Here is a 23,587-nt window from a genome sequence, read left to right on the forward strand (position 1 = left end):
AAGATCTAAACGATCTCTCTAGCGTTCAGCTTTTCAAGCATACGCTCAATTCCTTTGATTTGGTGGCGGCGAAGCATGTCAGCCGCCTGCTCCATTTGCAAATTAAATAAAGCGTCTTTCAGTGTGCAGGCCAGCGGCACTGAGCAATGAATTTCCGCAAGCTTCCTCGACATCTCCAAATCGCTTAAACCTTGCTGAATTTTTCCCTGCTGTCCTTTTGGAAGAAGAGCAAGATTTTCCAATAAACGGTCAATCGTTTCGTATTCACGAATCAGTTTGTAGGCTGTTTTTTCTCCAATCCCTTTGACTCCGGGATAGTTATCACTGGAATCTCCCATAAGCGCTTTAATATCAATCAAAGCCTTCGGCATTACGCCTGTTTCTTCATAAAAAATCTCTTTTGTATAGACTTTATAATTTCCGATTCCTTTTTGAAGCAAAGCAACGCTTACTTTATCCGTTAACAGCTGAAGTAAATCTCTGTCCCCTGTTACGACCGTAATGTCCGCTTCATTCGCAAATAAATCGGCAAGAGTACCGATACAGTCATCCGCTTCATAGCCGGCAAAGCCAATATTCATGATTCCAAGCTCTGCGGCTGCTTCCTTTGCCAAATCAAACTGCGGAATCAGCTCCACAGGCGGCGCGCTGCGGTTGGCCTTATAATCTTGGAACAAGTCATTTCGGTACGTTTTGCTCCCCATGTCCCAGCAGCAGACGACGTGTGTCGGCTGGAATGTTTCCACAGCTGTAATCAAATGCTTTAAAAAGCCGTTGACGCCGTTCGTCGGCACCCCGCTGTCATTTATCATAAAGTTGCGATGTACGGCCGTGGCAAAAAAGGCCCGGAATAAAAGAGCCATGCCGTCAACCAGCAATAGTTTATTATTATTCATCAAATAACTCCCTTTTCTTTCATTCCTTCTATTTTATCATAAAGCAGCCCAAAAATAAAAAACAGTATCTCTTTAATGAGAGATACTGTTTGGATATTTATCAATCGTTGTGTCTTTTGTTGCTGGCGATCAGTTTTTCAGCTTCGCGTCCTGCGTAAGAGTCAAAATGGGTTTGAAATCCGTTTTTCTTTTTGGCATTGTTATTCGCCTGTGCATTTCTGTTTCCGAGCTTTGTTCTGCCCAACATGAATCCCCCCTTACGTCGGATGCATATAGTATATGCTTCCGGCAGGAGGTTCACTCGCGACAGGATCATCCAGCTTACATGCGGCTTACGTATTCTCTGACCATTTCTTTTGATACAAGCCGTCTTGCCGGGACGATGCCTTTTTTAGCGAGCTGATTCATTTGCTCGGTAATTTCATTAATTGCATCTGTAGTATAAGGCTCATCGTTTTTGCATTTAGCAACAGCTTCTTCAATCGCCAATTCACGCAAATTTTCAAGACGCATAAATGCTTTGATATGCTCGTGCTGTTTTGATGAATGTGCTGAAATTGCTTTATGTACCTCTGACATTAATCGTTCATCTCGCTTTTTTCTATTTAGTCTATCATGACTTGAAATACAAGCCAACTGAATTTTACATTTTTATTGTATTGTCTGAATTTTTCCAGGAGATGCACGCCTGGTACGCCATTTCAATCTCTTTCGCATGTTCCCCTTCCGCATATCCTCTTAAATATGTCTCTTTTTGATCCGTTATTTGCGCGATTGCTTTTTCACCCATATCTTCCTGTAAGCGTCTGAGGTGAGCAGTGTAATGAGAGATCAGGCTTTCTTCTTCATTTTTTATCCATGCCTCTGTGATTTTCGTAAGTTTCATCCGTACAGCTTCGATAAAGGCCGATTTTCCTTTCTGCTCAAAAAACTGCTTCGGTGATTTGACCTCTTTTAGTTCCTGCTCAAAAGCACGTTCTTCTATTTCTGGTTCAACTTCCTTCAACTGTATGCCGTTCGAATGCTGATCACCCGCATAAACGGAAAAATAACCGTCCTCGTTTAATGTTTTTTGAAATTGATCCAGCCATTCTTCATTGATATGCCTTTCGATGAAACCGCTCATGCGAACATCAAGCGTTTTGATTTCCTGAATATATTCAAATTGATATTCATGTAAGGCTGTTGTCATCGCCTTACTGACGTTCTTTTTCCAATCCCCGTTTTGCAGCCCGGGATGAAATGCCGATTTTAATAAATCATTTGCAAAATATGATAATCGCTGTGTAATGTGATATAGCTGCTCTCTTGTATCTTTTTTTACTTTTTCAATGATGGTTTCTGAGTTCCGCCGTTTCTCGATATCGGCCGCTGTCCGCTCAAATGACAGCATAAGGCGCTGTTTCTGCGCTTCCTTCTCTTCTCGGGACTGATGCTGGGATTGGTGAAGCTGAAAAACAGTTTCGCATAGTTTGTCTGCCTCCGAACTGAGCTGCGCTGCTGACGCTTTTTTTACATCCACTTCGATAAACCGGTCTAAGTGTTTTCTTACTTTCGAGAACTTATTGTAAAATGACTCCGGTTTTCCCATCAGTTCCTCCTTACTTGATACGGTAAAGAGCTGCGGCTCATAAACCCCTTCTTTTACAAGCTCTGCGCTGACATAATCGGTCACTGTTTCGAGCTCTGTTTTATCTTTTGCAAGGTCTGAAGCATTAATAATAAAAAACATTTTGTCCATGCTAAGCGATTCTTTCACAAGTCCAAGCTTTCGCAAAAATGAACGGTCTCCTTTTGAAAAAGAGTGCTGATAGTAAGTCATATAAAAAAATGCATCAGCATCTTTGATATATTGGAATGCCAGTTCTGTATGCCGTTTATTCATGCTGCTCGCGCCGGGTGTATCAACGATCGTAATCCCTTTTTCAGTAAGCGGACATTTATAGTAGACCGTTACCTCTTTCACAGCACAGGCCGTTGTTTCCTCTGCTACATACGGCTTTAATTCAGAGAGCGGAATCGTTAATTTCTTCTGTTCCTGTATATACTGCTGATACTTCTCGTATGCAAGCAGAAAATTGCTGATCAATTTCACGTGTTCTTCCTGCAGCCTGTTTTTTTTGACTGCCTTTTCCCACTTCTCTGTGAAGGAACGGCCTGCCGGTTCCTTCGGTATTCCGGTGAGCTGTAAAATTTCAGCCGTTATGTCATCCTCTGTCTTAAACACTACATCCGCTGTTTTGTTTAAATTTCCATTAATTGGCTTTGTGATCTTGTTAATTGTCGCTGTGGTTGGAGTTGGTGAGGATGGCAGCACTCTTTCGCCGACAAGCGCATTGGCAAATGATGATTTCCCCGAGCTGAAGCCTCCAAAAAGAGCGAGTGTAAATTTCCGTTCCTCAAGCCTTTTCACCCTTTCACGAAACGCTGAAGTTTGCTTTAACAACATGCTGCATTCGCCTAAAAGGTCAGACAAAGTGTAAAAGCGTTTGATTTGGTCTTGAAGCGGCATTTCTTGTTCCATTTTGATTTCTGATTTCGGCATCGGCTGCGCCGTCAGCTGGCTTCGGCCTTGTTTCTGCTCTGGAGCCGCCACTCTTGTTTTCTTCGATTTAAACCATTCTGTGTCTATATGCATTGGGCATGCGGACTCTTCTTCCCAAATGGCCCAAAGGCGATCGGTTTTCTCTCGGGCATGATTCTCTAAACGAGCTTGTTCTTGAAGAAAGGCAAGTTTTTCTGATTCTTGGACGAGCCGGTCGTTAATCGTTTGCATGTCTTTGGAAACACGCTCTTTCACCATAGCGGAGAGCACCTTTATGATGTCTGCGGCTTCTCTTTTCGCCTCTTTCCGGATGAGCTCTGCCAAGTCTTTTGTATATTGCAATACATATTCAGAAGAAAAGGCTGCACCATGCTTGACCGCGCGTTCAATGATGCTTATATCAAGCGGTGTGCGATAGGCCTGAATCAGCTTTTCACTTTCAGCGGTATAGACATCAAATGCCTTGGCGAGTTTATGAAGCGTGTCTATTATATGCCAATCCGCTTCGGCCTCTGTTCGTTTTGCCACATCAGAGAAAAAAGCATTCCGCCTTTTATCTCTTTCCTGTGCAGTTTTCGCTTTAGAAAAGAAAAAGCCGGTTTTAAAGGAAGGCTCTTGTGATTCTAAAAATGCAGCCGCCAATTCACGCATTTCAAAAGGCGTCAGGTTGGCGTTTTTTAAAATACGATTGATTTCTTCCTGCATCCTCTTCTCTGCCTCAGTCGTTTGTTTTTCGGCCTCATCCAATTGATCACGCAGCGATTGGACCAGTCCAGTTTGGATATTAAGCTGTTCAGCGAAACTCGGAGCGCCTGTTTCGTCTTTCTTCAGCATTTCCGTATGTTCCTTTAGCAGATTACGGACTTTTTGTTCGGTTAAAGCCTGCATATTGCTTTTTGATTGCTGTTCTATTCTTCTTAACTCTTCTCTCAGGGCCCCCATCTGATTGAACGGGTGGTCCGGTTCTGTTACTGACGTAAAATAGAGCGCTTCCTTTGAAATCCCTTCATTGCAAAGCATCTCCTCTACCTGCGCTTTATAGTCTCCAAATTTCGTCTCCGTCTCATCATGGCGGTCAATTTGATTGACGATAAAATACACATTCGGAATGCTTTCTTTTATTGATCTGAGAAACTTTACATTTTCCTCAGAGTGCACGTGATTATAGTGAACGACGTAAAACAGCGCATCCGCTTGGTGAAGAATAGAAGCAGCCGATAGAAAATGCGCATCATCTGTTGAATCTATCCCTGGAGTATCAATATACGCAACCCCGGAATCGATCTCAGTATATCTGTCAAAAATTTCGACGCTTTCAATCTGTTCCCCGTCTTTACAATATTGCTGCACCTTGTCTTTCTGGTAAGCCCCTTCCAGCTCAGCACACGCTCCGTCTGTTGTATGAAGCCGAACTCGCTTTTCCCCGTTTCTGATCACAACAAGGTTAGCGCTTGTCGGAATCGGGCTTGTCGGCAAAATATTCTCCATTAACAGGCAGTTCAGCAGTGACGATTTCCCCGCTGAATAATGCCCGGTAAACGCGATATAAACCTCTTCATCAGCCGCTTTTTTCATGACCGCAGCCAGTTTAGCAGCCCTTTGTTCATCTTGATTCTCAATAAATTGCTTATAAAGTTCCCCAGTTTTATGCAAAAGCTCTTTTCTGTTTTGATCTGTCATAAGTCTGAACCCCTTTGTGCCGTTTCAATTGTGAACCTTTTTCGAAAGATCTGAATTCATTCCCTTTTCATTTTACACAAGAATAAACCAAATTTCTTTAGGAGAATAGAAAAAAGCCGCCATTACGGCAGCTTCTATAAAAGAAAATCTGCAACTTTTACAAGTTCCAGATTCATCAAACAGATTTATTAGAGATTCCTTTTAATACAAAACCAATTAATACACTATATGTACAAACCGCTCCAAGCAAAAACAGCATTGTCATTTGCTTCACCATCCTGATTGAGAATCTTTTTCAAATCCATTTTAACATGGTTGAGAATGATTTTCAATCGCTATTTTACGCTGTATTCCTGTAATGCTTTGTCTTCTGCGCGAATTCTGACGCTTAACAACACGGCATTGAAAATGGAAAACAGACACATGGTGACGTATGCTTGATAAAGCAGCGGAATCAGCAAAATTTCGAGTATAACAACGGCATAGTTTGGATGTTTCATCCATTTATATGGACCTTTTTTTACAAGCTCTACACCTGGAACAACAAGGATTTTCGTATTCCAATATGCCCCTAAGGAACAAAGCGCCCAATACCGTACGATCTGTACGCTTAAAATCACTGCAGCGATACCGAGCCACCAGCTGGACGGCTGTTTATTCATCAGCAGCACTTCGGCAATTAAGGAAAGGAAAAAAAGGATATGCATCGTAATGATATACGGATAGTGGCTCTCGCCAAATTCAATTGCTCCTTGCTTCTTTACCTTTTGTTCGTTTTGCCTGGCCACTGCCATTTCTGCTGCTCTTTGAACAATGAGAATGGCGATCAACAACCAAAACATGAGTCAGGCCCCCTTTTCCCAGCTGAATAATAGCAACTCTGATGAGAAACCCGGCCCTAATGCGCCAATCATTCCTCGTTCAGCTTCCTTTTTATGTCCGTTCTGCAGATGGTCTTTTATCACATACAAGATTGTGGCTGAAGACATATTTCCGTGCTTTTGCAAAATGGTTTGCGCAGATGAAAGCTTTTCTGACGACAGCCCGAGACTTTTGATGTATGCATCGATCACTTTTTTTCCGCCTGGATGAGCCAAAAAAACACTGATATCATGGAATGACAGCTTATGTTTGTCCAAAAAAATCTGTACATTTGTTTTGAGCCATTTTTCCACCAAGGTCGGAATGTCTCGTGAGAAAATGACTTTGAATCCTTGATCGGTAAAGTCCCAGCCCATGACATCTTCTGATTGTTTCATCAAAACAGATTGGGCGTCCATTATCTTCGGCGCAAGCTTCAGCTTTGACATCCTGCGGTCCGCCTTCTCTCCGCATAATAAAGCTGCGGCAATGCCGTCACCAAAAAGCGAGGTGCCGATCAGATTGCTTTTTGTTTTATCTTCCGGCTGGAATGTCAGGCTGCACAGCTCGGCAGCAATGACAAGCACAAAAGCCTCAGGATACGCTTTGCAATATTCGGCTGCACGCGCAAGTCCGCTGGCTCCTCCTGCACAGCCAAGCCCCCAAATCGGAATCCGCTTCGTATATGGAGAAAACGGAAGTTCATTCATAAGCCGCGCCTCGATACTCGGTGTGGAAAGACCTGTACTGGAGACGAAAAAAACAGCTTCCACTTTCTCATAAGGAATGGCTTCTTGAAAAAATTCCGGATGAGAAAGGCACTCACGAACAGCCTCTCTGCTATGTTTAAGTGTTTCTTCTATGTATATTTGATTTTTTTCTTCAAAGCTGTGCCCCTCTTTATACCATTCAATCGGCTTAACAAACTGTCTCGAATGGATTTGCCCGTTTTTGAAGGAGGATAACAGCCGGTCAATATCCTTAAAAGAATGCTGAAACATATAGCGGGCGAACTCGGCCGCTTTCTCTTGGTTTACATTATACGCAGGAAGACTTGTTCCAATGGATAAAATAAACGCCATGCGATCACCTCTTTGCATACATTGTGCCGCAACAATCTTTTTTATATGCAAAAAACTCCGCCGCGGCGGAGTTAGACTGCTGTTTTTTGTTCAGCGAGGTCAGCTTCTTGTTCTGTTTTTTTGGCTTTAGAAAAAACGTTATATACAATATTTAAGACGACTGCAGTAAAGCTGCCCGCCACAATGCCATTCGTTGTAAGCAGCGTTAAGGCACTCGGAAGCTGTTTGAAAATATCCGGCACAACGGTCACACCGAGCCCCAATCCCACTGAGCAGGCAACAATCAGCAGATTTTCCTGTTTCGCAAAATCAATGCGGCTGAGCATTTTAATTCCGTAAGCGATCACCATTCCAAACATCGCCACCATTGCACCGCCCAAAACAGCGGATGGAATAATGGTCGTGAAAGCAGCGATTTTTGGAAACAGCCCAAATGCCATTAGGATCACACCTGTGACCACAATGACGGCATTTTTTTTGATCCCTGTGAGCTGAACAAGCCCGACATTTTGAGAGAATGCCGTGTAAGGAAAAGCGTTAAAAATACCTCCCAGAAGCACAGCCAGTCCTTCAGCTCGATAGCCTTTAGACAAATCTTTCTCTGTCAAACGGCGGTTTGTCAGGTCACCTAAAGCAAAGTAAACACCAGTTGACTCCACAAGGCTGACAATTGCAACGATGGACATCGTAATGATAGGCGCTGCATGAAAAGACGGCGCGCCGAAGTAAAATGGCTGAATCATTTGAACAACTGCCGCGTCCGAAACATTATCAAATTGAACTTTCCCCATGAAATAAGCGATGAAGGTGCCAATCAAAATACCGATCAAAATCGAGACGGACTTGATAAAGCCTTTTGTAAAACGGTACAGAAGCACAATGATACTCAACACGGTAAAAGCAAGAACAAGGTTGGAGAGATCTCCGAAATCTGCACTTCCTTCTCCGCCGGCCATGTTATTCATGGCAACCGGCATCAGTGTAATACCGATAATCGTAACAACAGAGCCTGTCACGACCGGCGGAAAAAACGATACGAGCTTTCCAAAGAAAAATGAAATAAGAATGACAAGAATGCCTGAAGCGATAATGCTGCCGTAAACTGTTGAAACCCCATATTCAGATCCAATCGCAATCATTGGCGATACAGCTGTAAAGGTACATCCAAGCACTACCGGAAGCCCGATCCCAAAAAATCGGTTGCTCCACACTTGCAGAAGTGTAGCCACACCGCACATAAAAATATCAATTGATACTAAGTAAGTCAGCTGCTCGACGGTCAGTCCCATTGCTTTTCCGACAATCAGAGGAACGACAATGGCGCCGGCATACATGGCGAGAACATGCTGAATCCCTAAAGACAGCGTTTTGCCGAATCCATTTCTCATGAATGAACCTCCTGTACGAAGGACACTTTTCCTTCTTCTAAAGACTGAATTCTTGCCAAAGATTCCACTCGGTAGCCCAGTTTTACAAGTTCTTCTCTTCCCGGCTGAAATGACTTTTCAATAACAATGCCAATTCCCGCGATAGAAGCTCCCGCTTGCTTCACAATCGACACAAGCCCGTGCGCTGCCTGTCCATTTGCCAAAAAATCATCGATAATCAGCACATGATCCTGTTCCGACAGGTGGGTCCCAGACACTGCGATTTGGCTTTCTGTTTGCTTCGTAAAGGAATAAACAGACGCTGTCAGCAAGTTGTCGGTGAGTGTTAACGATTTATGCTTTCTCGCGAAGACAACTGGCACACCCAGCTTCAAGCCCGTCATTACAGCGGGGGCGATACCTGATGATTCGATTGTCACAATTTTGGTAATACCGTCTTTTGCAAACCTGGACGCAAATTCGTCACCAACTCTCTGCATAAGCAGCGGATCAATTTGGTGATTCAAAAAAGAATCCACTTTCAATACCTGATCAGATAATACGACGCCTTCTTCCTCTATTTTCCGTTTCAGTGCTTCCATCCTGTCTTACCTCCGTTATGAGAATAAAAAAAGCATTGCCCGCTCAAATAAAGAGCAAGCAATGCTGATATTACAAAAAACCGTACACGTGCGGTTCCATTGCTCACCCATAGTCGGACATTTACGGTGCCCGGTAGAAACTTGCGTGCCATATCCACGCGATTATATGAGTGTTCCTATTATATTGTAATAAATTATATCAAGATTCTAATCTCTTGCATAGGCTGAAAATAAAAATTCCCGAACTTTATTTTTGTTTTTTTAGATATCATTCGTATTTCAAGGGTATACGATATAAAAGAGCCTGACGACCGCGCCGCCAGGCTTTTGATTATGACAGATAGAGATTTGAATATTTGTTTGATAAATAATCAATTAAATAGCGAACATTCAGCTCTTCTCCTGTTGCATCTTTAATAATGTCTAACGGCTTTTTCCGTTTTCCGTGAATGTGCACCTTTTCCGTCAGCCATTGCTTTATCGGATGGAACTCTCCTCTTTCCAAGAGAGCGTCAAATTCAGGGAGATCCTCAAGCATTTTTTGTTTCAGCTGAGCCGCATACATGTAGCCGAGCGCATAGGATGGGAAGTAGCCGAAATCTCCCCCTGCCCAATGGACGTCCTGTAAAATCCCCTCTGCGTCGGTCTGCGGTGTAATCCCTAAATAATCTTGGTATTTTTGATTCCAAAGCGACGGCAGATCTTCCACAGACACTTCATTGCTGAAAATCGCTTTTTCAATTTCATAACGGATGATGATATGAAGAGGATACGTCAATTCATCCGCTTCAACCCTGATAAATGAAGGTTTTGATTCATTGATTGCCCGGACAAAATCATCCAGGGAGATGTCCTTGAACTGTTCAGGTGATGCTTCTTGAATCTTCTGATAGTACGGTGTCCAAAAATGCTTGTTGCGGCCGATAAAATTCTCGTAAAATAATGATTGCGATTCATGGATTCCCATTGATGCGCCGTCTGACAAATTCGTGCCACTGAGTGCTTCATCAATATTTTGCTCGTATATCGCGTGCCCGCACTCATGAATGGTGCCAAAGATCGCCGTCCGGAAATCTTTTTCATCATATCTCGTCGTGACCCGAACGTCTCCTCGGTTCAGCGTAGTTGCAAACGGATGAACGGTTTCATCAAGTCTTCCGCCATCAAAATCGTAGCCAAGCTCCTGTAAAAAATACAGACTGAGCTCTTTTTGCTTTTCTTTCGGGAACGCTTTTGTAATAAAGCTTGTATCTGGTTTATTTCCGGAAGCTGTCACCTGTTTAACAAGAGGGATAATCGCTTCCTTCAGCTCAGTAAACAGCTGATCAAGCACCTTTACCGTGACGCCGGGCTCAAACAAATCAAGCAATGCATCATAAGGATGCTCTTGATATCCCCAATACGTAATAAAACGTTTATTGAATTCAATCAGCTGTTCTAAATAAGGAGAAAACAAGCTGAAATCAGATTTTCCTTTCGCTTCCTCCCACGCTGTTTCTGCCTTTGAACACAGAATCACGTATTCTTTGTATTCAGCCTCAGGGATTTTCTTATTCTCTTCATACTCTTTTTTCGCCAGTTCCACTGCTTTTTTCGTATCTTCCGACAAGTCATCAAATCGTTCATACAGGACATCGATAAGCTCCTTCATTCGATCTGATGTTTGGATATTGAATATATCTGTTGAAAGCTGGCCGATACTTTCGGCACGATCCTCTGAGCCGTTTTTCGGCGCGCCTGTTCTGGAGTCCCAGTGCATTAACGCAACTGCTTCGCTGTAATGTGAGATTCTTTTTAAAAGATCAAAAAATTCTTTTTCATATGTATGTATCTCCATATCCATTCCCTCCCTATTCTAGCCGTTCCATTACAGGCTAATGGAAGGGGGTATGAAAGTCAAATTGTTTGTATAAAAGGCTGCCGGTATGTTTGGCGGCAGCCTTTTTATTCAGTTGATCGTCATTTGATTTTTTGACGGAGGTGTTCTCCGCTTTTTCTTCTTGATTTTTTTATCTACCCACACTGTTGCCAGCGGGGTTAAGAGCGAGGTGACAATAACACTTGTCGCGATGATTGCAGTTGCCGATTCAGCAACTGGCGCAAATAATGCATTCGCTTCAGCTAATGCGTATGGCACAGCTACAGCCGCCCCCGCCGTAGAAGAAGCGGCCACTCCCGCGACACCATCTCCCCGCGCAATAAAACGATCAAGCAAAAACAAAGAACTGCCCGATAAAATGACGACAGAAACTCCGATAAAAATGCCGAGCAGCCCTGATTGGATCAGCATTCCAAAATTCAAGGTATTGCCGAGCGAAAAGGCGAAAAATGGAATGATCGCCGGCACAACCTTGCTGAATAAGTCTCTGAGATCGTGATCCAGATTTCCAAGTATACATCCAAGTAAAAACGGGATGACTGTCGCTGCCAGCGTTTCCCATGGGAATGCGGCAAGTCCCGTCACACCAAACGTCACCATGGTCATAAAAGGACCAGATTCTGTACTGATAAAGGCGAAAGCGCCCGCATCCTCTTTTCTTCCCATGTGATTCATGAGCGCCAAATACAGTCCGCCGTTCGTTTCATTCATTACCGCGACAATTGCTAAAACAGAAAGGCCTGCAAAAAAGCCGGATTGTATGCCTTCGTCAGGTATAAATTGCGCTGCGATCACGCCGAGCAGCGCCGCAAATCCGACCTTTCCCAATAATAACGTGATTCCTTTTCTTGCGATATAGCCTGAAGAACGAAAATCAATCGTTGCTCCTACGCAAAAGATAAAAACACCCAGTATCGGCAGCGTTCCGGTAATCAAAGCACCCGTAAACCCTCCAAAGAACTCCGCTGTTCCAGGGGCAAACGTGTTGAGCGCCGCTCCAAGAAATAGCGGAATAATCATCATTCCGCCAGGTACCCGTTCAATTGTCGCCTTGATTTTCATATTGTGGATTCTCCCATCCTCCGGTTATGAAAAAACAATTCCACTTACACTTGGAAAACAGCCTGCAAATCCTCTTTTGAACAGCTGCCCAGCTGGCTGCCGACTCCGACGGCGCCAGCTCCGGCTCTAAGCCAATCCGGCACTTCAGACGGATGTATCCCGCCTGTCGGAATAAAGGTCACCTGCGGGAAAGGACCCGCTAAATTTTTCATGAACGGGATGCCAAACACACCGCTTGGGAACAGCTTTAATGTCGTAAAACCGAATGTCAGCGCTTCCATAATTTCGCTCGGAGTCAAGACGCCGGGGATATAATGTGTCTTTACAAAAGATAGATGTTCAGCAAGATCAGCTGAAAAACCCGGACTGACAATAAACTGCGCGCCAGCCTCAGCAGCTTCCCCAGCTTGCTGCGCGGTGATGACCGTGCCCGCGCCAATTAAAATATCTTCCCTATTACGGAAGGATTCGATGATATCTGATGCCCCGGGGGTCGTATACGTCACTTCAACTGCACGAATCCCTTTATCTAATAAACTCTCAATCTGCTGACAGGCCTCCTGCTTATCCTTTGAACGAATGACTGCAATCAGCTTTGCTTCTTTCAGACGGTTTTCAACGACTTTGGACTCCATATTAATAATCCCCTTTCTTTTGGTGAACCGTTCTTTGAGCAGATAAAAAAGAAGCTAATTTCTCCCTGGTCGGCAAACCGTCCATATCCCCCGGTGCTTGCACTTGTAAAGCTCCAATCGCATTTCCCCTTTTCACCGCATCCTTGTACGACAAACCGTCTAGGATACCGCTGATTACACCGACTGCAAATCCGTCTCCGGCGCCGACCGTATCAACCACCCGGTCGACCCGGCAGCCTTCTAGAAATCCTTCACTTGTCCCCGTTTTAAAGTAAGCGCCTTCTTTTCCGAGTTTAATAGCAACAAAGCTGGCACCTTTTTTCAAATAATAGTCGGCAATGCCTTCAGGTGTTTTTTCTCCGGTCAATAGCTCTCCCTCTGCGATACCCGGGAAAAACCAGTCTGCAAGCCCAGCCAGATCATTAATTGTGTGTACCATTGTTGCTTGATCAGGCCAAAGCGAAGGTCTTACATTAGGGTCAAATGAAATGGTCTTCCCTGCGTTTCTCATGTCGTTCATGACATGATACGTGAAGTCTTTCATCTCGGCTGACAAGGCAGGCGGAATACCTGTCACATGCAAATGGCCTGCGCATTGAAAATAATCTCTCGGATATTCAGCTGAAGTTAATGTGCTTGCAGCTGAGTTTTTCCTATAGTAGGTAACTTGCGGGTCGCCTTCTTTCACTTTTGACTTCAGCAGCAGCCCGGTGGGATTTTCGTCCTGCGAGCGGATCACGCGGGACACATCCACTCCCTCTTTTTTAAGTTCCTGTACAATAAACGTTCCGAGCTGATCATTACCGACCTTGCTCATCCATCCCATTCGGAATCCGAGTCTAGCAAGGCCGCAGGCGACATTGCTTTCTGCTCCGGCAAGCCCTTTAGAAAAAGTGGATACTTCATGAAGGCCTCCATACTCATTTGCGTAAAACATGGCCATTGATTCCCCGAATGTCACCGCATCAAGCTTCATCTCTTCCCAACCTCCTCTTAGTTGAGGGCACCTAGGATTAAAGTGACTTTCTCATGATGACTTTTGCCTCTAATTCAATGGTTTGAGGCGCTCCTTTGTCACCTTCAATCCTTTTTAATACACGTTCCATCGCCGTCCTGCCCATATCATGTGACGGCTGGGCGATCGTTGTAATGCCTGGACCGATCAGTTTGTACCACTCCGTATCATCGAATCCTGCAATCCCTATATCTTGAGGGATGCGCAGGCCAAGCTCTTCCATACAGCTGATGATTTTCAGCATAATCAAGCCATTCAAAGCCAGAATCGCTTTTTTTTGCTCCGGCATTTCCTTGTGAAAAGAACGAAGCGCCGCCTTAAGCTGCTCCTTGTCCTTTACGTCAATTTCATGCAATCTAACAAGCCCGTTCACATTTTGAACCAAAGCCATTTCCTGATACACAGCTGCTCTTTCTGCACGAGGGCTGATAGAGGAAATCGGTTCGGTAAACAGCGCGACATCAGTATACCCTTTGCTGTACACCTTCTGAAGAATCTCTTTTGTGATCCATCTGTTGTCAGTCGTTACGGTATCCAGTTTCAGATCCGGCAGTTTCCGGTCAATTAAGATTGTTGGAATTTGCTGTTCAGCAAAAGCGCGGAGTACATCCTTGTTTTCCCCTGTTGCGTTTAAAATCAAGCCCTCAACCGAATGGGCTTCTAGCTTTAAGAGCATTTCCCGCTCTTTTTCAGGACTGTTATCTGTATTGCACACCATAATGCTGTATCCATATTGATCACAAACCTCTTCGACTCCCCTGAAAGCAGCGACTGAAAAAGGATTTGTAATGTCAGCCACAACAAATCCGATTAACTTGCTTTTTTTTATTTTCAAACCTTGTGCCATTTTACTCGGCCGATAATTCAATTCTGCGATTGCCTTTTTAATGTTTTTCACTTTTTCAGGAGAAATCGCGTCAATTTTTCCGTTAATATAGCGGGAAACTGTCGATTTCGAAACTCCTGCACATTCAGCTACATCTTTGATGGTTGTATGGCCTGTTGTTTTCTTTTTCATTCAAGTGCTCCTGTATCTCTTATATTTGAAACCGATTTCAAAACCGTTACAACAAAAGGATACCATAATTTTAGAATTTGGAAAGAGTTTTTTTAATAATGTGTCAATTCATTATTTTTCCGTTGACTCTTTTCACTATTTATCCTAAAATTTTCTTTGAAACCGTTACCAAAATATTTTCATTCAAGTGATGCTGAAATCCTAACCAAGGGGGAAATATAATGGAAAATCGTTATTCTGTACATCCTGAACAAGTAAAACGCTTTACAACAGAGGAGCTTCGCAGTCATTTCTTAATGGATCCTTTATTTACAGAAAACAAACTTACGATGTATTACTCACATGAAGACCGGGTTGTCATCGGCGGAGCGGCTCCAGGGCAAAGTGAACTGAAGCTTGATGCAGGTGATTTTCTAAAAACAGACTTCTTTTTGGAACGGCGTGAAATCGGGATTATTAATGTCGGCGAGCCTGGTGCCGTTAGAGTCGGCGATGATGAATATGTGCTTCAAACAAAGGATTTTCTCTATATCGGAATGGGTAATCAGGATGTATCATTTTCAAGCCTGAACGGTGAAAAAGCGAAGTTTTACTTCGTCTCCGCTTGCGCCCACAAAAGCTATCCGACACAAAAAGCCGCCCTAGCTGAACTGACGCCGGACCGCCTTGGTGATGATGCAGCGTCTAATGTCAGAAGTCTGTACAAAGTCATTCATCAGGATGGCATTAAAAGCTGTCAGCTGATGATGGGAATAACGATGTTAGATCAAAACAACAACTGGAATACCATGCCAGCACACGTTCATGACCGTCGGATGGAGGCTTATCTTTATCTGGATCTTGAAAAGGACTCAAAGGTATTTCATTTCATGGGCCAGCCGGACGAAACACGCCATCTTGTTGTTGGAAATGAGCAGGCTGTCCTTTCTCCCGCTTGGTCTATTCATTCTGGCGCAGGAACATCAAACTATAGCTTTGTGTGGGCGATGGCTGGAGAAAATTACACATTTACGGACATGGATCTCATTCCGATGGATGGGCTGAAATAAGATGGGTTATCTACATGACGCCTTTTCATTAGAAGGAAAAACAGCGCTGGTGACAGGCCCAGGAACAGGGATCGGTCAAGGAATTGCCAAAGCCCTAGCCGGAGCTGGCGCTGATATTATCGGCACATCACATAAAAGCAGCCTGTCTGAAACACAGCAGCTTGTGGAACAGGAAGGCCGGACATTTACATCTTTTACATTGGACATGAGCAAGCCGGAAGCGATAAAGGATTCTGCAGCTGAGCTGTTTGAAAACAGGCAGATCGACATCCTTGTCAATAATGCCGGCATTATTCATCGGGAAAAAGCGGAAGATTTTTCAGAAGAGAACTGGCAGCACGTACTGAATGTCAATCTAAACAGCTTGTTTATTCTGACACAGCTTGCTGGCAGGCACATGCTGAAAAGAGGTCATGGAAAGATTATTAATATTGCCTCTCTCCTGTCTTTTCAAGGCGGGATCCTCGTTCCGGCTTACACCGCGAGCAAACATGCTGTTGCCGGTTTGACAAAATCATTTGCAAATGAGTGGGCAGCGTCTGGTATTCAGGTCAACGCAATCGCCCCAGGCTATATTTCTACTGCGAATACAAAGCCTATTCGGGATGATGAAAAGCGAAATGAGGACATTTTAAAGAGAATTCCTGCCGGTCGCTGGGGCCAAGCGGATGATATCGGGGGGACTGCAGTCTTTTTGGCATCACGTGCTTCAGATTATGTAAATGGACATATTTTAGCAGTTGATGGCGGCTGGCTATCCCGCTGACAAATAAAAAAAGCTGACGAACGATCGTCAGCTTTTTTCCATTACATCATGTGCGGTTCAACAGGCAAGACCTTTTTGACCTCATCAATGATGCGTTCATTTTCTCCGCCAGCGTAAATGTGAATCGAGCCGCTGTCTTGATTCGAGCGAATCAGGCGCCCGATGCCCTGCCGTACACGTAACAACATATATGGCAGATCAACTTCTTCGAACGGATCTTTTTTCGCTCCGTTGCGCTTCGCTGTAAATACAGGATCGTGTGGCGGGAACGGCAATGACCAAATGGTAACATTCTTCAATGCGTCACCGGGAATGTCGAGTCCTTCCCATAAGTGAACTGAACAAAGTACTGTTTCCTCTTCCTCTTGGAATTTCTCTACTAAGCTGCTGATTTCCTCATCACCTTCGAAGAAAATTGGATACGGCAGCTCCCATGCCGCCGACAGCTCTTTAAACTCGTTTAATTCTTCAAAAGAAGGGAAAAGCACCAGCGTTCTTCCTTTGTAACGTTTGATTGTTTCAATCGTTTCAGCCGTTTTTTGTTCAGCGGCCATATCTGTTTTTGCGTATAGATTAATACTCATTTGCTCGTCATAATCATAAGGGGAATCAACAGTTAATGACAAATAATCATGAATCCCAAGACTGTCGGCAATATAATCAAACGAACCGCCTTCTGACAGCGTAGCAGAAGAAAAGATATAAGGAATTTTCTTAGAAAACACTTTTTCGCCAAGTACTTCTGCTACCGTTCTCGGCATCACGACAAAGGTCGATTCTGCTTCCTTTTTCTCCAGCCAGCTGATTGCATCCTTTTGATATAGAGATAATGAATACGCCATTTGTTCAACATATTCTTCCACTACTGACAGCTCGTATTGATCAATCGTATACATTTCAGACTCAAATACAAGTGCCTCACCGATTTTATCAAGTAAACGGCAAAGCTCGTCCGCCGCCTTTTTGACACGCTGGTCATTTTTTATTTCTAAACGGTGTGAACCGGCTACTTCCTTTGATTCTTCAGAAAGAACATAGAAAAATTCGTCGTTTGCAAGAAGCGCATCTTCAATCAATTCTGCAAACTCTTCTCTGATGTCATTTTGCAGTAAACGTTCTAAAAACAATTCAAGAGTAGACTGCTTCACTCTATAGGTTAGCGCTTTTTGCGCAGCAAACTCTAACAAGTGCCCCTCATCAAATACAACTGCACTATGATCAGGCAAGAGCGGCAGCTGGCCCTCTCGTTTGCGTGATTCTTCCGTCCACACATGCTCCATATAAAAATCATGGGAACAAATGATTAAGTCTGTTGACTTGCGGTAGTAATCTCTGGAAAGTGTCAGACCGCATCTGTGTCTCATATCACAAGTCAGACAGTCCTGAAACGAGTCGTAGCTTACGTCAGACCACTCTTCATTCGATAGATTTGCGTACTGCTTACGGTCGCCATACGGATAAAAGCGCTGCATCGCCTGTGACTCGTGGACAAATGACGGTAACGACTCATAAAGATCCAGCCATTTATCATCATCAGAACGCTGCATTGTTTTTTCAAGCTTCTTCAAGCATAAATATTGCTCATGTGATTTTGACAGCCTTGTATCAATTTTCAGATCAAGATGCTCAGCCAGCTTAGAGATATCGCCCTCTTTTTTCACCAGCTGTTCAATTAATGTTTCATCTGCACAAGCGATGATGGCGGGTTTGCCGACATACCTTGCATAGCTGATTGCAAAAAGAAGATAAACCAGCGTTTTCCCCGTTCCCACTCCAGCTTCGGCGAACATGACTTTTTTCTCTTTAAACGCCCGCTCCAGCTGAAAAGCCATAAATACTTGCTCGTCCCGAAGATCAAACCCTTTTTCGGGAAGGATATCGTAAAACACGTCACCAATCCAATTGTTCAATTCTTCATAAAAATTCTTTGTTTTCGTTAAAGAAAAAGGCAAACGTGATGTTGTCACCTAGTTCCAACCCCCAACTATTCGACATTCAGACCACCAATAATATCATTTTCCGCTGATGAATACAATAAAAAAACTTGGCAATGCCAAGTTTTTTGCAGTTTACTTACGATTGATCACATGCGACGATAAAAAAGGATGGTCTGTTGAATAAATATGTTCTACCGCTTTTTCTAAATCAGTTTGCGCATGCGAAATCACAGACGGAGACGAATCAGTCCCGAGCTCCTTCAGCTCGTTTGCTGTTGCGTCAAGCGCCCTTTGAATAAGATTAAAATGTTCGCTGTTCAGCATGAGATCACCTCTGATGGAAATAATCATCATTGTATGCGAACTTTTCATTTTATATACATGCTTTACCGCATGTTATCACCGAAACATGCACAAACTACACTTGATATTCCGTCTCCGGATTATCCGTCTTATCAACAATATTCTATCAGGGAGTGATGTTGACATGAGTTATAGAAACCGATTAGATCAGCATTCTGAACTGTTTCATCACAATTGGACGCGGCCTAAACGTTCTAAGTCTCAAGTAAACGGTCACACTGAAATGTCCCAAACCAACATTATATTGAGAAGCAACGCGAAAGCTCACCGTTGGTAACGATAGAATAGGGCTGAAAGATGAAAGAAGACGCATGCAGAGCGTCTTCTTTTTATGCGTTTTCTGTTTTCTTGCGCTGCGGTCTTACTTTTGACCAATATTGATAATAATCCGTTTTAATAAACCCGTTAAAGAGTTTTCGTTTCTTCGTTGCTTTTCTGCCATATGCTTCCTCAAAGTTTTCATTTGATGTCAGCATATACACAGACCAAGTATCAAGCGGCTCGAACGCCTTCCCCATTTCTTTGTACATCTGCTCAACAGCTTTTTTCTCGCCGAGACGCTCTCCATATGGCGGGTTGCCGACAATTACGCCAAATTCCAGATTTGTGGTAAAGTCTTTGACCTGCATCTGCTTGAACTGGATTAAATCTCCCAGTCCTGCTTCCTCTGCATTTTCTTTTGCGATTTCAACCATGCGGTGGTCTATGTCGCTTGCGAAAATTGTAAGCGGCTGGTCATAATTTGCCTTTTCTTCGACTTCAAGCCGCGCTTTGTTCCACAGATCTTTACCGATCCATTCCCAATCCTCTGATACAAAATCGCGATTGAATCCCGGGGCGATGTTTTGGCCGATTAGCGCCGCTTCTATCGCGATTGTTCCGGAGCCGCAGAAAGGATCAACAAACGGGCGGTCCGGCGTCCAATTGGTTAATTGCACCAAAGCGGCAGCAAGTGTTTCTTTAATCGGCGCACCGCCCTGATCGACACGGTATCCTCGTTTGTGAAGGCCTGTCCCTGATGAGTCCAGTGTAATCAGAGCCTGATCTTTCAATAAAGAAATTTCGACTTTATACTCGGCACCTGTTTCTTCAATCCAATCATTGGCTTTGCCGGACTGCAGCTTGAGCTTTTCGACAATTGCTTTTTTGACGATCCGCTGACAGTCGGGAACGCTTGCAAGTGTTGATTTTACCGATTTTCCGATGACAGGGAATTTCCCGTTTTCAGGTATAAATGAGCGCCAGTTAATCGCTTTCGTTTTTTCAAACAGTTCATCAAATGTTTTCGCTTTAAAAGAAGCAACCTGAACCTTTATGCGGTCGGCTGTTCTAAGCCAAAGGTTCGCACGGCAGATGGCAAGTGCATCACCTTCAAAAATAACTTTCCCGTTATCAACCTTGCATTCGTATCCTAAATCTCGTACTTCCTTTGCGACAACAGCTTCAATGCCCATTGGCGCCGTTGCAATTAGTGTATACTTCTTCATCGTATCACCCTGTCTTTTAAAACTTTTCTCTTTTCAAGATAAAAGCTCTCCTTATACGGGAGAGCTTGTTTTCATCATTTTAAATGTAAGTGGTCTAACGTTCTGTAAGCCATGTTTTGTTCCGTCGTACTGCAAACGGCTCATCACCTCGTACTCAGGCGGCAATCATCTATCTACAGAAAGCATTCTGTCCTTCTCTCCGTTGAATTCCGTTAAGAAGGTTCCCCTACCAAAATTTGGGTTTCTCGCTCGAGGGGTTTACCGCGTTCCACTCTCACCATTTCTAGTGAGACTTCGTCACTGTGGCACTTTCAAGGATACTCAGCCATATCCGAAGACGTAGGCTTTTTTCCTGCCGTCAGCCTCTAAAGACTGCCCTAGCTTATGACTTCGCTAGGCACGAACACTACGGGCATCTCAGCACCGTGCGAGCATGGACTTTCCTCTACAGATTCAAGATCTGCAGCGATTACCCGAACGTTAAGAACATGAATTATTATATAACAACTGATTACAATTTACAAGCGCCATTTTTTTCAAGCGTGATCAATCATAAAGCTTGCTGCCAAAAACGTGTTTTTCTAAGTTAGACAGCCGTTTTAAAATATCAAAGTTTGTTGTGTTAGATTGCACAGGCTGTTTTTTGCTGGCTTCTTCAAGCTGTTTTTTCAGCTGCAGATTTTCCTGCTGCAGTTCTTCAATTTCTTGATGGAAGGTTTCATAATCCTTAATAATCATATCTAAAAATTTGTCAACGTCTTCTTGCTTGTAGCCTCTAACGCCTGTTTTAAATTCTTTTTCCAAAATTTCTTTCGCAGAAAGCTTTACTTTATCAGCAAGCATCTTTTTCACCTCGTATCGTGAATCATCACATATATTTTTTCAGAAATCTGTACGGTTGTCAAATTTCTCTTATTGCTATGAGTAGCTGTCTTCCTCTACTGTCACTCTCAAGTCATCCATTGTAATAAAGTAGATGGGATAGCCATCCTGTTCGTGTCTTTTTTCCGCTGTCCCAAGCATATACTTAGGGGAGCCTTCCTTTTCCGGGTCATATAAAAGCAGAAGCCCGTCGGACTTATCAATGAAGAACTGATTTTTTTGTTTGAATTGAAGCGGGCTTTCATAAGGACGGTGAGTCAGGCTTGCTTCATAGTCTGCCTGAGCCAGAACTGCTTCATACTGTTCCTTATTCGGTTCTTTCCAGTTCTTTTCCTGCTCGTAAAATGGTGTGATGACAGCTACCTTTAAGTCAGGGTATTCTTCCTGCAAATCATATGCAGCTTCTGCCGCCCACAGCTCCGCTCCAAGCTGGCCCGAAATTAAAATCCATTCTAATCCTTCATCCAAAAAAGCAATCAGCCGGTTCTTAATGGCTTTTTTTATGTAATACAGCGCCTTGTCATCCTGCTTAAATATCCCGAGTTCAAACGATTTATAGCCCGTTATTGCCAATACTTTCATCATTTCACCTGCTTTAAAAAATGGGGCTCCCGTGGGCCCCATTTGTTGTGCTGCATTGTTTACACCATCAAGCTGCACGTTTTCCATACTAGTAGTCGCAGCAAGGTTTTCCTGCTTGAAAATGCTGATGCGTAGCCGGGTCAACATTTGAGAAAGTGTGTGGAAAGTAGTGAACGTGCTGAAAATGCTGGTGGTTTACGTTTGTTGTATGCTGTGGGTGAATGTGCGGCACGATAGTCTTCGAAAACGTATGGTGTTCACAGCAATGAGTAGGATGGACAATTGGCGCCATCATATGCGGTCTGCAGTGATGCATGATAAAATCCCCTTTCCATAAACTTTATTACAATACTAAGCTATGAAAAATAAGGGGTACATGTTCTGATGCAAAGACCTATTTTAAAAGTGTGCAATTAAGCTGTCTTTAAAGTTTGAAAACACAAAAGCAATCAAAAATACCACAACAAAGAACAAGTAAAAAACACCCTTATACATACCAACTCTCCCTTTAAAAATAACTAACGTCATTTTACAGGATTCGCCGCTATTCTACAACAAAATCAATGTGAATTCAGCAAAAAAAATTCATGGCGAAACAAGTCGTCTTTTGCGCTTTCCCGGGGAATATTTAAGAGGAATATTTCCTCTTCAGCCGGGCAATTCTCACATGCAGTTTTTCAGTTTCTTTCTCTGATAAGCATGCCGCATCGCTAAGCAATTGCTCTGCTATTTGCAATGCTTTTCCGAATTCTTTTTTCTTATGCTCAAAATATTTCGCGAGTTCTATTACAGCAGCGTATCTGCACTTCTGGTTTTGCGAGCGGGACAGCTTTTCCCAAAGCGGCACTGCTTCTTCCAAGCGGTTTTGTTTTTTGTACAGGAGCGATAAATCCAGCCGTGCACTGTCCTGGTCCTCAAACGATTTGTCTATAAGCCTTTCCAACTGCTTGATCGCTTGGTCCGTTTCTTTATGAGCCATAAACCATTTCGCCATAGCATAGGCTTCACTGTGTTCTTTTGGCGCATGTGATTCTGAAAGGATTTTTTTAGACATATGGATGTACAATGAAATGAGTGATAACACATCCATTTCATTATGATGCAGGACACCTTTTAAAAGATCCGGCTCTTGTGCCTTGATAAAATGAAAGTAAAGCATTGGCGCCAAGTAGCCCGGTGTGTCTTCTAGTCTGCGGATGCCGAGCTCCTCTTTTTCAACCGTGCCAAGAGATACGCGGTCCATTTTGTGTTTCCACAGGCGTCTAGCTCCATGCAAAAGATCAAAGTGGCCAAACTCCGGAAGCTTCGGAAGTCTGTCACGGATCAAGGTGTGCCTTGTTTTCACCTGCGGCCAATCAAAGGCTTTGCCGTTGTAGGTCACAAGTGATGTAATGTCAACCTCGCTTAAAAAGCTTTGGTACAAGGCGACTTCGTTCCCCGGTTTGGGCAAAAGATGCTGTTTGACTGTCACTCGGTCTTCATATACTCTCGCATGCCCAAGCAAAAAAATGGTATTCCCAGCTCCACCCCCAAGACCGGTTGTTTCTGTATCAAAGAAAAAGAGGTTGTTTTTGTTATACCCTTTTGCTGACAACGTATGCGACAGACCGCTTTGATTCCACAGTGTGATCACTTCCTCAAGCTCAGAAAAGCTGTATAACCCATGGCGGTGAGAAAGCGGATATTCCACTTCTCTGATAAGGCAGTATTCATCTTCGAAGATGAAAGGCTTCATGCCAAAAGCCTCCCACTCTTCTAAAAACGGGATGTCATCAAAGTGGTTTTCTTGTTTGCCTGCTTCTATTTTTTGTTCTCCTTCATCGAGCACCATGTGCTTTTTCATCCGCTGGAGTTTCCCTTTTAATGACATATCCGGCCC

Annotated in this window: 25 protein-coding genes, 1 other RNA gene and 1 riboswitch; of the genes, 3 read left to right on the plus strand and 23 right to left on the minus strand. The window is 43.6% G+C overall.

The features are described 5' to 3' along the window. Window positions 1–5: 5 nt before the first annotated feature. The 14 genes from exnP to kdgR all read right to left on the minus strand — a co-directional run bounded on the left by exnP (window position 6) and on the right by kdgR (window position 14,642). Window positions 6–896, minus strand: coding sequence for a 5'-3' exonuclease ExnP (gene exnP / locus NYE49_RS10970; protein ID WP_015383924.1), 891 nt, complete (start codon window positions 894–896; stop codon window positions 6–8). Window positions 897–996: 100 nt separating this feature from the next. Next, a complete protein-coding gene (locus tag NYE49_RS10975; RefSeq protein WP_003230761.1) occupies window positions 997–1,143 on the minus strand; it encodes a hypothetical protein in 147 nt (48 codons plus the stop codon). A 74-nt stretch (window positions 1,144–1,217) separates the two neighbouring features. Next, entirely contained in the window at window positions 1,218–1,475 is a 258-nt protein-coding gene (locus NYE49_RS10980) for a YpbS family protein (RefSeq protein WP_047182778.1), read from the minus strand. Between the two features lie 64 nt (window positions 1,476–1,539). Then, the gene (gene dynA, locus NYE49_RS10985; RefSeq protein WP_342410223.1) at window positions 1,540–5,121 is read right to left on the minus strand and encodes a dynamin GTPase; all 3,582 of its coding nucleotides are present in this window, start codon (window positions 5,119–5,121) and stop codon (window positions 1,540–1,542) included. 175 nt (window positions 5,122–5,296) lie between these two features. Then, window positions 5,297–5,386, minus strand: coding sequence for a Fur-regulated basic protein FbpC (gene fbpC / locus NYE49_RS10990; RefSeq protein ID WP_100069434.1), 90 nt, complete (start codon window positions 5,384–5,386; stop codon window positions 5,297–5,299). A 70-nt stretch (window positions 5,387–5,456) separates the two neighbouring features. Then, window positions 5,457–5,963 (minus strand): alkylpyrone methyltransferase, encoded by a 507-nt coding sequence (bpsB, locus tag NYE49_RS10995; RefSeq protein ID WP_004398552.1) that lies wholly within the window; start codon window positions 5,961–5,963, stop codon window positions 5,457–5,459. Between the two features lie 3 nt (window positions 5,964–5,966). Then, complete coding sequence (bpsA, locus tag NYE49_RS11000) at window positions 5,967–7,064, minus strand: type III polyketide synthase BpsA (protein ID WP_047182780.1); 1,098 nt, start codon at window positions 7,062–7,064, stop codon at window positions 5,967–5,969. Between the two features lie 71 nt (window positions 7,065–7,135). Then, on the minus strand, window positions 7,136–8,452 hold the full coding sequence (pbuX, locus tag NYE49_RS11005) for a xanthine permease PbuX (RefSeq protein WP_021481516.1): 1,317 nt from the start codon (window positions 8,450–8,452) through the stop codon (window positions 7,136–7,138). Further along, window positions 8,449–9,033: a xanthine phosphoribosyltransferase gene (gene xpt, locus NYE49_RS11010; RefSeq protein ID WP_032726019.1), complete on the minus strand. Its 585-nt coding sequence runs from the start codon at window positions 9,031–9,033 to the stop codon at window positions 8,449–8,451. The genes pbuX and xpt overlap by 4 nt, the downstream gene beginning before the upstream one ends. A 90-nt stretch (window positions 9,034–9,123) precedes the next feature. Further along, a riboswitch (purine riboswitch) is annotated at window positions 9,124–9,223 on the minus strand. Between the two features lie 141 nt (window positions 9,224–9,364). Further along, window positions 9,365–10,870: a carboxypeptidase gene (gene ypwA / locus NYE49_RS11015; RefSeq protein WP_047182781.1), complete on the minus strand. Its 1,506-nt coding sequence runs from the start codon at window positions 10,868–10,870 to the stop codon at window positions 9,365–9,367. Window positions 10,871–10,981: 111 nt separating this feature from the next. Then, on the minus strand, window positions 10,982–11,974 hold the full coding sequence (gene kdgT / locus NYE49_RS11020) for a 2-keto-3-deoxygluconate transporter (RefSeq protein ID WP_047182782.1): 993 nt from the start codon (window positions 11,972–11,974) through the stop codon (window positions 10,982–10,984). Between the two features lie 44 nt (window positions 11,975–12,018). Next, window positions 12,019–12,609 (minus strand): bifunctional 4-hydroxy-2-oxoglutarate aldolase/2-dehydro-3-deoxy-phosphogluconate aldolase, encoded by a 591-nt coding sequence (eda, locus tag NYE49_RS11025; RefSeq protein ID WP_015383933.1) that lies wholly within the window; start codon window positions 12,607–12,609, stop codon window positions 12,019–12,021. A 1-nt stretch (window position 12,610) separates the two neighbouring features. After that, entirely contained in the window at window positions 12,611–13,585 is a 975-nt protein-coding gene (kdgK, locus tag NYE49_RS11030) for a 2-dehydro-3-deoxygluconokinase (RefSeq protein ID WP_047182783.1), read from the minus strand. Window positions 13,586–13,622: 37 nt separating this feature from the next. Continuing rightward, window positions 13,623–14,642 carry a pectin utilization transcriptional regulator KdgR gene (gene kdgR, locus NYE49_RS11035; RefSeq protein WP_047182784.1) on the minus strand — a complete coding sequence of 340 codons (1,020 nt, stop codon included), beginning with the start codon at window positions 14,640–14,642 and terminating at the stop codon, window positions 13,623–13,625. A gap of 221 nt (window positions 14,643–14,863) precedes the next feature. Here kdgR and kduI point away from each other — a divergent pair, with 221 nt between their 5' ends. Together kduI and kduD are read left to right on the plus strand one after the other, a co-directional pair. Next, window positions 14,864–15,691, plus strand: a complete 828-nt coding sequence (gene kduI, locus NYE49_RS11040) for a 5-dehydro-4-deoxy-D-glucuronate isomerase (RefSeq protein WP_047182785.1) — start codon at window positions 14,864–14,866, stop codon at window positions 15,689–15,691. Window position 15,692: 1 nt separating this feature from the next. Then, window positions 15,693–16,457 carry a 2-dehydro-3-deoxy-D-gluconate 5-dehydrogenase KduD gene (gene kduD / locus NYE49_RS11045; protein WP_047182786.1) on the plus strand — a complete coding sequence of 255 codons (765 nt, stop codon included), beginning with the start codon at window positions 15,693–15,695 and terminating at the stop codon, window positions 16,455–16,457. A 41-nt stretch (window positions 16,458–16,498) separates the two neighbouring features. On the opposite strand, the gene NYE49_RS11050 is transcribed toward kduD, so the two are convergent. Next, a complete protein-coding gene (locus NYE49_RS11050; protein WP_014477152.1) occupies window positions 16,499–18,424 on the minus strand; it encodes an ATP-dependent DNA helicase in 1,926 nt (641 codons plus the stop codon). Window positions 18,425–18,526: 102 nt separating this feature from the next. Beyond that, window positions 18,527–18,718, minus strand: a complete 192-nt coding sequence (locus tag NYE49_RS11055) for a hypothetical protein (protein WP_003246090.1) — start codon at window positions 18,716–18,718, stop codon at window positions 18,527–18,529. Window positions 18,719–18,881: 163 nt separating this feature from the next. Between NYE49_RS11055 and NYE49_RS11060 the strand changes: the two genes are divergently transcribed. Next, the gene (locus tag NYE49_RS11060; RefSeq protein WP_010327933.1) at window positions 18,882–19,034 is read left to right on the plus strand and encodes a YpzG family protein; all 153 of its coding nucleotides are present in this window, start codon (window positions 18,882–18,884) and stop codon (window positions 19,032–19,034) included. Between the two features lie 52 nt (window positions 19,035–19,086). Here the strand turns inward: NYE49_RS11060 and NYE49_RS11065 are convergent, their stop codons facing one another. The 7 genes from NYE49_RS11065 to mrfB form a co-directional block, all read right to left on the minus strand. After that, window positions 19,087–20,244 carry a class I SAM-dependent RNA methyltransferase gene (locus tag NYE49_RS11065; protein ID WP_015483366.1) on the minus strand — a complete coding sequence of 386 codons (1,158 nt, stop codon included), beginning with the start codon at window positions 20,242–20,244 and terminating at the stop codon, window positions 19,087–19,089. A gap of 100 nt (window positions 20,245–20,344) precedes the next feature. Further along, window positions 20,345–20,725, minus strand: an RNA gene (gene rnpB / locus NYE49_RS11070) — RNase P RNA component class B. Between the two features lie 65 nt (window positions 20,726–20,790). Then, entirely contained in the window at window positions 20,791–21,087 is a 297-nt protein-coding gene (gene gpsB, locus NYE49_RS11075; RefSeq protein ID WP_003225629.1) for a cell division regulator GpsB, read from the minus strand. 75 nt (window positions 21,088–21,162) lie between these two features. Further along, the gene (locus NYE49_RS11080; protein ID WP_342411021.1) at window positions 21,163–21,708 is read right to left on the minus strand and encodes a DUF1273 domain-containing protein; all 546 of its coding nucleotides are present in this window, start codon (window positions 21,706–21,708) and stop codon (window positions 21,163–21,165) included. 88 nt (window positions 21,709–21,796) lie between these two features. Beyond that, window positions 21,797–22,024 carry a spore coat protein CotD gene (gene cotD, locus NYE49_RS11085; RefSeq protein WP_010886551.1) on the minus strand — a complete coding sequence of 76 codons (228 nt, stop codon included), beginning with the start codon at window positions 22,022–22,024 and terminating at the stop codon, window positions 21,797–21,799. An 83-nt stretch (window positions 22,025–22,107) separates the two neighbouring features. Next, the gene (locus NYE49_RS11090) at window positions 22,108–22,236 is read right to left on the minus strand and encodes a hypothetical protein (RefSeq protein ID WP_003230707.1); all 129 of its coding nucleotides are present in this window, start codon (window positions 22,234–22,236) and stop codon (window positions 22,108–22,110) included. 100 nt (window positions 22,237–22,336) lie between these two features. Then, window positions 22,337–23,578, minus strand: a complete 1,242-nt coding sequence (mrfB, locus tag NYE49_RS11095; protein ID WP_342410224.1) for a metal-dependent exonucleaseMrfB — start codon at window positions 23,576–23,578, stop codon at window positions 22,337–22,339. Between the last annotated feature and the right edge of the window lie 9 nt (window positions 23,579–23,587).

Origin of the sequence: Bacillus sp. FSL L8-0358, from assembly GCF_038593095.1 — a bacterium.
Classification (GTDB): domain Bacteria; phylum Bacillota; class Bacilli; order Bacillales; family Bacillaceae; genus Bacillus; species Bacillus subtilis.

What these genes read in the sequence shown, in the direction of transcription:
- exnP (WP_015383924.1), bottom strand. Translation starts at nt 896, where the DNA reads ATGAATAATAATAAACTATTGCTGGTTGACGGCATGGCTCTTTTATTC.
- NYE49_RS10975 (WP_003230761.1), bottom strand. Translation starts at nt 1,143, where the DNA reads ATGTTGGGCAGAACAAAGCTCGGAAACAGAAATGCACAGGCGAATAAC.
- NYE49_RS10980 (WP_047182778.1), bottom strand. Translation starts at nt 1,475, where the DNA reads ATGTCAGAGGTACATAAAGCAATTTCAGCACATTCATCAAAACAGCAC.
- dynA (WP_342410223.1), bottom strand. Translation starts at nt 5,121, where the DNA reads ATGACAGATCAAAACAGAAAAGAGCTTTTGCATAAAACTGGGGAACTT.
- fbpC (WP_100069434.1), bottom strand. Translation starts at nt 5,386, where the DNA reads ATGACAATGCTGTTTTTGCTTGGAGCGGTTTGTACATATAGTGTATTA.
- bpsB (WP_004398552.1), bottom strand. Translation starts at nt 5,963, where the DNA reads ATGTTTTGGTTGTTGATCGCCATTCTCATTGTTCAAAGAGCAGCAGAA.
- bpsA (WP_047182780.1), bottom strand. Translation starts at nt 7,064, where the DNA reads ATGGCGTTTATTTTATCCATTGGAACAAGTCTTCCTGCGTATAATGTA.
- pbuX (WP_021481516.1), bottom strand. Translation starts at nt 8,452, where the DNA reads ATGAGAAATGGATTCGGCAAAACGCTGTCTTTAGGGATTCAGCATGTT.
- xpt (WP_032726019.1), bottom strand. Translation starts at nt 9,033, where the DNA reads ATGGAAGCACTGAAACGGAAAATAGAGGAAGAAGGCGTCGTATTATCT.
- ypwA (WP_047182781.1), bottom strand. Translation starts at nt 10,870, where the DNA reads ATGGAGATACATACATATGAAAAAGAATTTTTTGATCTTTTAAAAAGA.
- kdgT (WP_047182782.1), bottom strand. Translation starts at nt 11,974, where the DNA reads ATGAAAATCAAGGCGACAATTGAACGGGTACCTGGCGGAATGATGATT.
- eda (WP_015383933.1), bottom strand. Translation starts at nt 12,609, where the DNA reads ATGGAGTCCAAAGTCGTTGAAAACCGTCTGAAAGAAGCAAAGCTGATT.
- kdgK (WP_047182783.1), bottom strand. Translation starts at nt 13,585, where the DNA reads ATGAAGCTTGATGCGGTGACATTCGGGGAATCAATGGCCATGTTTTAC.
- kdgR (WP_047182784.1), bottom strand. Translation starts at nt 14,642, where the DNA reads ATGAAAAAGAAAACAACAGGCCATACAACCATCAAAGATGTAGCTGAA.
- kduI (WP_047182785.1), top strand. Translation starts at nt 14,864, where the DNA reads ATGGAAAATCGTTATTCTGTACATCCTGAACAAGTAAAACGCTTTACA.
- kduD (WP_047182786.1), top strand. Translation starts at nt 15,693, where the DNA reads ATGGGTTATCTACATGACGCCTTTTCATTAGAAGGAAAAACAGCGCTG.
- NYE49_RS11055 (WP_003246090.1), bottom strand. Translation starts at nt 18,718, where the DNA reads ATGCTGAACAGCGAACATTTTAATCTTATTCAAAGGGCGCTTGACGCA.
- NYE49_RS11060 (WP_010327933.1), top strand. Translation starts at nt 18,882, where the DNA reads ATGAGTTATAGAAACCGATTAGATCAGCATTCTGAACTGTTTCATCAC.
- NYE49_RS11065 (WP_015483366.1), bottom strand. Translation starts at nt 20,244, where the DNA reads ATGAAGAAGTATACACTAATTGCAACGGCGCCAATGGGCATTGAAGCT.
- gpsB (WP_003225629.1), bottom strand. Translation starts at nt 21,087, where the DNA reads ATGCTTGCTGATAAAGTAAAGCTTTCTGCGAAAGAAATTTTGGAAAAA.
- NYE49_RS11080 (WP_342411021.1), bottom strand. Translation starts at nt 21,708, where the DNA reads ATGAAAGTATTGGCAATAACGGGCTATAAATCGTTTGAACTCGGGATA.
- cotD (WP_010886551.1), bottom strand. Translation starts at nt 22,024, where the DNA reads ATGCATCACTGCAGACCGCATATGATGGCGCCAATTGTCCATCCTACT.
- NYE49_RS11090 (WP_003230707.1), bottom strand. Translation starts at nt 22,236, where the DNA reads ATGACGTTAGTTATTTTTAAAGGGAGAGTTGGTATGTATAAGGGTGTT.
- mrfB (WP_342410224.1), bottom strand. Translation starts at nt 23,578, where the DNA reads ATGTCATTAAAAGGGAAACTCCAGCGGATGAAAAAGCACATGGTGCTC.